Annotated in this window: 7 protein-coding genes; 1 reads left to right on the top strand and 6 read right to left on the bottom strand. The window is 58.3% G+C overall.

Features of this window, described 5'->3' with window-relative positions; all coding sequences use genetic code 11:
* Window positions 1-592: O-methyltransferase (locus H4Q31_RS18650; protein WP_376698270.1), on the bottom strand; the 592-nt coding region annotated here is incomplete at its 3' end.
* A gap of 207 nt (window positions 593-799) precedes the next feature.
* On the opposite strand from H4Q31_RS18650, the gene H4Q31_RS18645 reads away from it, so the two are divergent.
* Complete coding sequence (locus H4Q31_RS18645) at window positions 800-2,785, top strand: LTA synthase family protein (RefSeq protein WP_185180574.1); 1,986 nt, start codon at window positions 800-802, stop codon at window positions 2,783-2,785.
* Window positions 2,786-2,877: 92 nt separating this feature from the next.
* Here H4Q31_RS18645 and H4Q31_RS18640 read toward each other — a convergent pair whose 3' ends face one another.
* The 5 genes from H4Q31_RS18640 to racE all read right to left on the bottom strand — a co-directional run bounded on the left by H4Q31_RS18640 (window position 2,878) and on the right by racE (window position 6,309).
* Window positions 2,878-3,120 (bottom strand): YuzB family protein, encoded by a 243-nt coding sequence (locus tag H4Q31_RS18640; protein ID WP_311771764.1) that lies wholly within the window; start codon window positions 3,118-3,120, stop codon window positions 2,878-2,880.
* Window positions 3,121-3,133: 13 nt separating this feature from the next.
* Window positions 3,134-3,436, bottom strand: coding sequence for an iron-sulfur cluster assembly accessory protein (locus tag H4Q31_RS18635; RefSeq protein ID WP_185180572.1), 303 nt, complete (start codon window positions 3,434-3,436; stop codon window positions 3,134-3,136).
* 179 nt (window positions 3,437-3,615) lie between these two features.
* Complete coding sequence (locus H4Q31_RS18630) at window positions 3,616-3,867, bottom strand: YkvA family protein (protein ID WP_185180571.1); 252 nt, start codon at window positions 3,865-3,867, stop codon at window positions 3,616-3,618.
* Between the two features lie 174 nt (window positions 3,868-4,041).
* The gene (locus H4Q31_RS18625; protein WP_311771763.1) at window positions 4,042-5,265 is read right to left on the bottom strand and encodes a M14 family metallopeptidase; all 1,224 of its coding nucleotides are present in this window, start codon (window positions 5,263-5,265) and stop codon (window positions 4,042-4,044) included.
* A 192-nt stretch (window positions 5,266-5,457) separates the two neighbouring features.
* The gene (gene racE / locus H4Q31_RS18620) at window positions 5,458-6,309 is read right to left on the bottom strand and encodes a glutamate racemase (protein ID WP_185180569.1); all 852 of its coding nucleotides are present in this window, start codon (window positions 6,307-6,309) and stop codon (window positions 5,458-5,460) included.
* Window positions 6,310-6,387: the final 78 nt, after the last annotated feature.

The raw sequence follows: 6,387 nt of genomic DNA, 5'->3' as shown, positions 1-6,387 counted from the left end.
CTAAGCCGTCGTACGACGGCAGGTGGGTGCCGATCAAGCGCGGGTCGGTCGCGATCGTCTGGTTGAAGAGGCGCACCGCCTGAACGGCCGGCCCTTGCTTGTCGGGGTTCAGCGTGCGTCCCCGCAGCAGCGTGTTGTCCGCGGCGATGAGCGCGCCGGGGTTGGCCAGCCGGATCGCGAATTCGAGGTAGACCGGGTAGTTCTCCTTATCCGCATCGATGAAGAAGAAATCAAATCTTCTCCCCTCCGCCTCCAGCTTGGACAGGCTGTCTGCAGCCGTGCCGACGAGCATCTCCGAGCGGTCGCCATAGCCGGCCGCCGCCAGATTGGCGGACGCGAGCTCGGCATACTCCGGCTTCAGCTCCAGCGAGGTAAGCAGGCCGTCGTCAGCAGGCAGACCGCGCGCAAGGCAGATGCCGCTGTAGCCGGCAAGGGCGCCGATCTCCAGCAGGCTGCGCGCGCCTGACGCGGCAACCAGCATCGTTAGCAGCCTTCCATAACCGGGGGCAACCGAGATCTCCGGCATCCCCCGCTCGCGGATGGTGCGGGTCACCCGCTCCCACTCCGCATCAGGCTCGAACAGTCCGTCCAAATAAGCTTCCGGATTCACATGGTTCTCGTTCAACTCGATCTCTCCTCTTCTCACGCCGCGTCCAGACGCGTGCTCCTCTTCTCTCCATTGTAGCCGATTCCCCTCAAGCGAAAAACTTCCAATAGGCTTGCCTTCGTTGAATCACCCTTTTGTTAGCGTTATACTAAATTTTGTTTACAATTCGATTACAAATGGAAGTGATTCACGATGTTAACCCCGCTGCAATCCGCGGCGCGGCGAAGCGCAAAGCTGTCGCTCGCAGGCCTGCGTTGCTGGCCTTATTGGGGAGCCATGCTCCTCATCGCCTCTATGCTCTACAAATTAAATTGGCTGGATGGCCAATTGAACGTCGGCGGCATGAACCATTGGAAGTGGACGGTCAACCTTGGCGCGATGGTACTGGCCACGTTCTGGACCGTTTGGCTCGGCCGCAGATCAAGGGCGATTGCGCTCGCGGCAATCCACCTACTCTGTACCATCATTATCTTCGCCGATCTCATCTACTTCCGCGCGTTCAAGGACTTCATCTCTGTCCCGGTGCTGCTTCAAGCCGGCCAGGTTGGCGAAGTCGAGGGCAGCATCTGGACGTTCATCCATCCGCGCGATTGGCTTCTCTTCATCGACGTACCCGTCGCCGTTGCCCTCGCGGTGTGGACTTGCATCCGGCTGCGCGGCTCGCGCGTGAGGCGGCTGAACGGCGGCGTGTTGCCCCGTCCGTTCCGCAGGTCGTATTGGGTTCGCGTGGTGCTCGGGATTGCGCTGTTCTTCGGAGGCTTCTACATGATTGCCGTTCCGGTGAACGTCCAGAAGAATGGCTGGGCCAGCGGCCTGTTCGTCGGCAATTGGTGGAATATCCCGATCTACAATGTCACCGGCTTGTTCGGCTTCCATGGCTATGATACCTACCGTTACGCCAAGCAGCATTGGCTAGGAGGCGGCGTTACGGAGGAGCAGCTGCAGCAGGCAGCGGAATGGTTCACCGACCGCGCCGTTCTGCAGAAGCAGGCGGAGGAAGAGCCGTTGTTCGGCGCCTATAAGGGCAAGAACGTGCTGGTTATTCAGGCGGAGGCGTTCCAGACGTTCGTCCTCGGACAGACGTGGAACGGCCAAGAGATCACGCCGAACTTGAACCAGCTGATCGGGCAGAGCATGTATTTTCCGAACTTCTATCACATGACTTCGCAGGGGCGGACGTCAGACGCCGACTTCCTGACCAGCTGCTCGCTGCATCCGATGCCGTCGGGCTCGGTGTTCGTCCAATTCGCTGACCACGAATATAATTGCCTTCCGTCCATCCTGAAGGAGCAAGTCTATGATACGACCGTTCATCATGCGTATGACGGCAGCTTCTGGAATCGGACGAATATGTACCATAATATGGAGTACGACAAATTTTACACGATCAAGGATTATGAAGTGGATGAACCGCTGGGCTGGTCGCTCAGCGACAAATCGTTCTTCCGCCAGACGGTCGATCAAATTGCGGAACGCGGCAACTCGCCGTTCTACGCGATGGCCATCACTATCTCAAGCCATCATCCGTATGACTTGCCGAAGTCTGTCACGAACTTCGATTCGGGCTCGTTCTCGGGCACGACGTTCGGCAACTACCTAGCTGCGGCGCACTATGTCGATGCGGCAGTCGGGGAGCTTGTCCAGGAATTGAAGGATGCGGGCCTATGGGAAGACACGATTCTGATGTTCTATGGCGACCATGACAATTCGCTCTATGATATGAAGACCTACGAGCAGTTCTACGGCCGCAGCCTGACGGACCTGGAGAAGGATCGAATCGTGCGCCAAGTGCCTTACTTCATCCACTTCCCGAACGATGAGAACGCCGGCGTGAACGAGAAGTCGGTCGGACAGATCGATACGGCGCTGACGATTCTGCAGCTGCTCGGCATACCGGTCTCTGACAACAAACTGATGGGCGTCAGCATGGTATCGGAAGCTCAAAGCCCCGTCGTCTTCCGCAATGGCGGCTATACCGACGGGCAGACCTATTACGTGCCTTCCAGCGACGGCGTCATCGATAACGGCACCTGTTATTTGCTGCCGGACGGCAGTAAGACCGACATGGCTTCATGCAAGCCGGGTGCGGAAGCGGCTCAGGAAGAGCTGGAGATATCCGACCTGGTGGTGCAGCATGATCTGATTCCGGATTTGATAAAGGAAGAGGAGCAGGAGTAAGATTCGGTTCCCGTTCGTACAAGAAGCCCCGGCCGCGCTTAGATGCGCTGCCGGGGCTCTCTTCGTTCCAATGTGAGAGTCATCTTCGACGATCACTTGACATACTTGCTCGCCTTCTCCACCGCTTCATCCTCGGTCGGCGCCGTTACGTAGCGTCCGTTGACGAACACGAAGGCGTACTTGCGGCAAGGTCCGCAGTAGGACTTGCATCCGACCTTGATCTCCGCCTCGGGAGCTGCCTTCTGCAGCTTGCCCAGCATCGATTTGACTCGAATGTGGCGGCACTTGTCGCAGATGCGAATGTCATTCGCGGATCTTGCCGGCGTTACAGACACTGTAGAGGATTCCTCAATGCTCGCCATGGTTGCCTTTGGACGGATTGGTGATGACGAAGCCTTCCTGCGGGAGGTACAGGTAATCGATGATGATGCCGTCCAGCATATCCTCTCCCGATTTGAGCAGCACATCGATGCCCTTGTCGGTGGATACGAGGACATCGTCTTCCTTCTGTGTATCCAGGTCGAGCCCGTAGTGGGCATGATCGCCGTGGCTATGCGTAACGAATGCGCGAAGCTTCAGTTCGGCATTCTCAGGCTTGTCCAATTCGACGCGCAGAATTTTAGCCGCGTTGCGGGTAATTTTGCATTTCATAATAGCAATCGCTCCTGTCCTATAGTCGGTCGGTCACATCGCGTTCAGCTTGGGGACGTTCTCGTTCTATTGTAAAGAAACGCCGCCATCCGCGCAAGACCGCCATGACGAGACAGAAAGGGCAGTTCGGATTTGATTGGCATCATCGGCGACCAGAGATCCATATAAAGCAGTCTGCGCTACTCCGGGGGCTGCAGGCCGTACTTGCGCTCCATCCGCCCCGCGAACCAGCCGGCGACGCCGAGCGTCACGGCGATATCGTCGATGGGAATGAAGGGCATGAAGTCCGGAAGCACCCAATAGAGCGCGACCGGAGCGATGAACCACAGCTTGTCCGTGACGGATACCTCGGAGGAGCGCAGAATGCGCCACACCCGAGACGGCAGCCGCGACCATAAACGGTACCAGGATGCCTTAGAGCGTTGCGCCATGACACGCTCCTCCTTCGCTGCTGATGAATACGTTACAGAAATGGCCTAGCCGCTCTACCCAGTGTACCCCGTAGAGCATCGTCATACCCTCGCCGCGGAATTGCTCGCTGTCCTCTGTAACCGGGCTCCGGCCGGTTAGATGAAAACCGTTCGCGCCCAGCCGCTCCCGTAAGCTTATGGAGCATCCGCAGCCTCCCATGCCATCGCTTCGACGAGCAGCGCGGCCGTCTCCGGATAGAGATCCGGGAATACATCCAGCGGCAGCGGATTATGCCCCCAGCCCGCTTCAACCGTGAATCCGGGCCGGCGATACTGCGCGATGAACCAATCCTTGAATCCCGCGTCGCTCCCTTCCAGCCGCACTGGGCGATAGCCGGAAGCCCGGCCCAGCGCCTCGGCCAGAGCCTTCGACGACGGCGGCTCCAGTCCGCGGTAATTCCAATAGATCTCTTCGCCCTGCGTATGGAAGGACAGCACCGCGTGGAAATCCTTCTCCGCCGCGAATTCAGCCAACGCCCTCGCTTCCGGTTCGGAGAGCGGCGACGGTCCCGAATAGTCTCGGGGAGCCGGGCCATTCAGTCCTCGGCGCCGCTTCTCTTCCTCCCAATGAGCGGGAAATTGATCGTTCAGATCGACGCCGCGTATGTTCGCTTTCCAGCGATGGAACCGGACTGAGCCATGGTTCCACTTGAGCAGCTCTTTATAGTAGGGGTGGCCGCTATCGAGCGGCTCCAGCGTGAGATCGACCCCGTCCGGGTTAACCATCGGCACCAGCCACAGCGTACATCGCCGGTAGAGATCGGACGACGACCGCCCAGCGATCGTGCCATGCCGCTTGCACGCCTTCGCGTAATCCTCGAGTAACCGCATCAGCGCGAGCGACGTCACCCATTCGTTCGCATGAACGGCTCCGTTCGCGTGCAGCCTCAGAGCGCCTTCGCCGATGCGAATGGCCTGAATTGGCTTGCCCATCACGCTACGGCCAATCACCTCGGTGGTCAGGAACGAATATTCCCGCTTGAGCCGCTCGATATCCCGGCTAAGCTGCGCTGAACCGTATTCCGCATCCGCGCGGACAATGCGGTTCGAGCCGGCAGCCGGTAATTCAATCCATTGCCCTTCTTCTGGCTCCTCCCCCATGACCGCGCGATTAAGCTCGCGCAGACGGGCTTCGGAGCAGCCCGCTTTGGCAGCGACCTGCGCCCACGTCTCATCCGGCTGAACGAAGTACCGCCTGGGCATCCGGACCGGGACAAGCGCCATCTCCCCGGGAATCAGCGGCTCGCCGTCCGTCCATTGGGGGTTGGCGGCGATCAGAGAGCCATAGGATATGCCGAACTGCGAAGCGATACGGCGCGGCGTGTCCCCCGGCCGCACGATATACGTCACCGTGGTCACTAGCATTCCTCCCCTTCCATCCGGTTCTTCTCGGTATATGTGAGAATTAACGGCAAAATGCCACTCTTCCGGTTCAATGAACCGGCAAGAGCGGCATGATCAAGGAACAATCTATGACATTACGAACAGCACAGCCTCAGACTTCATCCGAAAGGACAAGCTATAGCCTCGAGCGGACAGCCGGCCGCCATATCAAGCGCCTATATGCGGCACGTGCCACCCAACGGGCTTCACGCAAATTGGGATTCCAAGCCAATCTTGGGCGATCTCTTGGAATTTCTTCGAATCCCCACTGCAGAAGAACTGGTGCGCCGGAGCCTCATCGTTGTGCGCGAGCAGATTGTTCTCATGCAGAATCGTACTGACCTCTCGGGCTGTCTCCTCTGCAGAATTAAGCAGCGCGACGTTCGGCCCCATCACTTCGGAGATCGTGTCGATTAGGAAAGGATAATGCGTACAGCCAAGGATCAAGCAGTCAAGCGGATATTGCTTAAGCGGCTCCAAACAGCCAAATACTGTCCGGCGCGTCTCCTCCGAATGGAAGTTGCCCGCCTCAACGAGCGGAACGAAAGGCGGACAAGCCTTGCTCACGACTTCCACGCGCGGCGACAGCCGTCGCAGCGCCTGCTCATAAGCGCCGCTCTTGATCGTTCCGATGGTGCCGATAACGCCGACATGGCCGGTCTTCGTCCGGCCGATCGCCGCTCGCGCCCCGGGATTAATGACGCCGACGACGGGAATGCTGACACGGCTCCGAATATCCTCCAGCGCGACGGCTGTAGCGGTATTGCAGGCGATAACGATCATCTTAGGTTGGTATTGAGACAGGAAATCTACAATCTCTCTCGTAAATCGAATGACTTCTTCAGCGGGACGAGGCCCGTATGGCGTGCGCGCGGTGTCGCCGAAATATAATACCTGCTCCCGGGGCAGCTGGCGCATCACTTCTTTGACGACAGTCAGGCCGCCTACGCCAGAGTCCAGGAGTGCGATCGAGTGATTCACGGGAACACCGCTTTCTTCATGTAGGTGATGTCGGAACATGATAAATTATGAGACTTTATCGCGAAAAGTACCTACATCTTAGCCTATATTCTAACGATGTTCAAGGCACGCCAAGAA

It is taken from the genome of Cohnella lubricantis (genome assembly GCF_014212015.1).
Lineage (GTDB): Bacteria > Bacillota > Bacilli > Paenibacillales > Paenibacillaceae > Cohnella > Cohnella lubricantis.
This window is presented reverse-complemented; position numbering and strand designations above follow the sequence as displayed.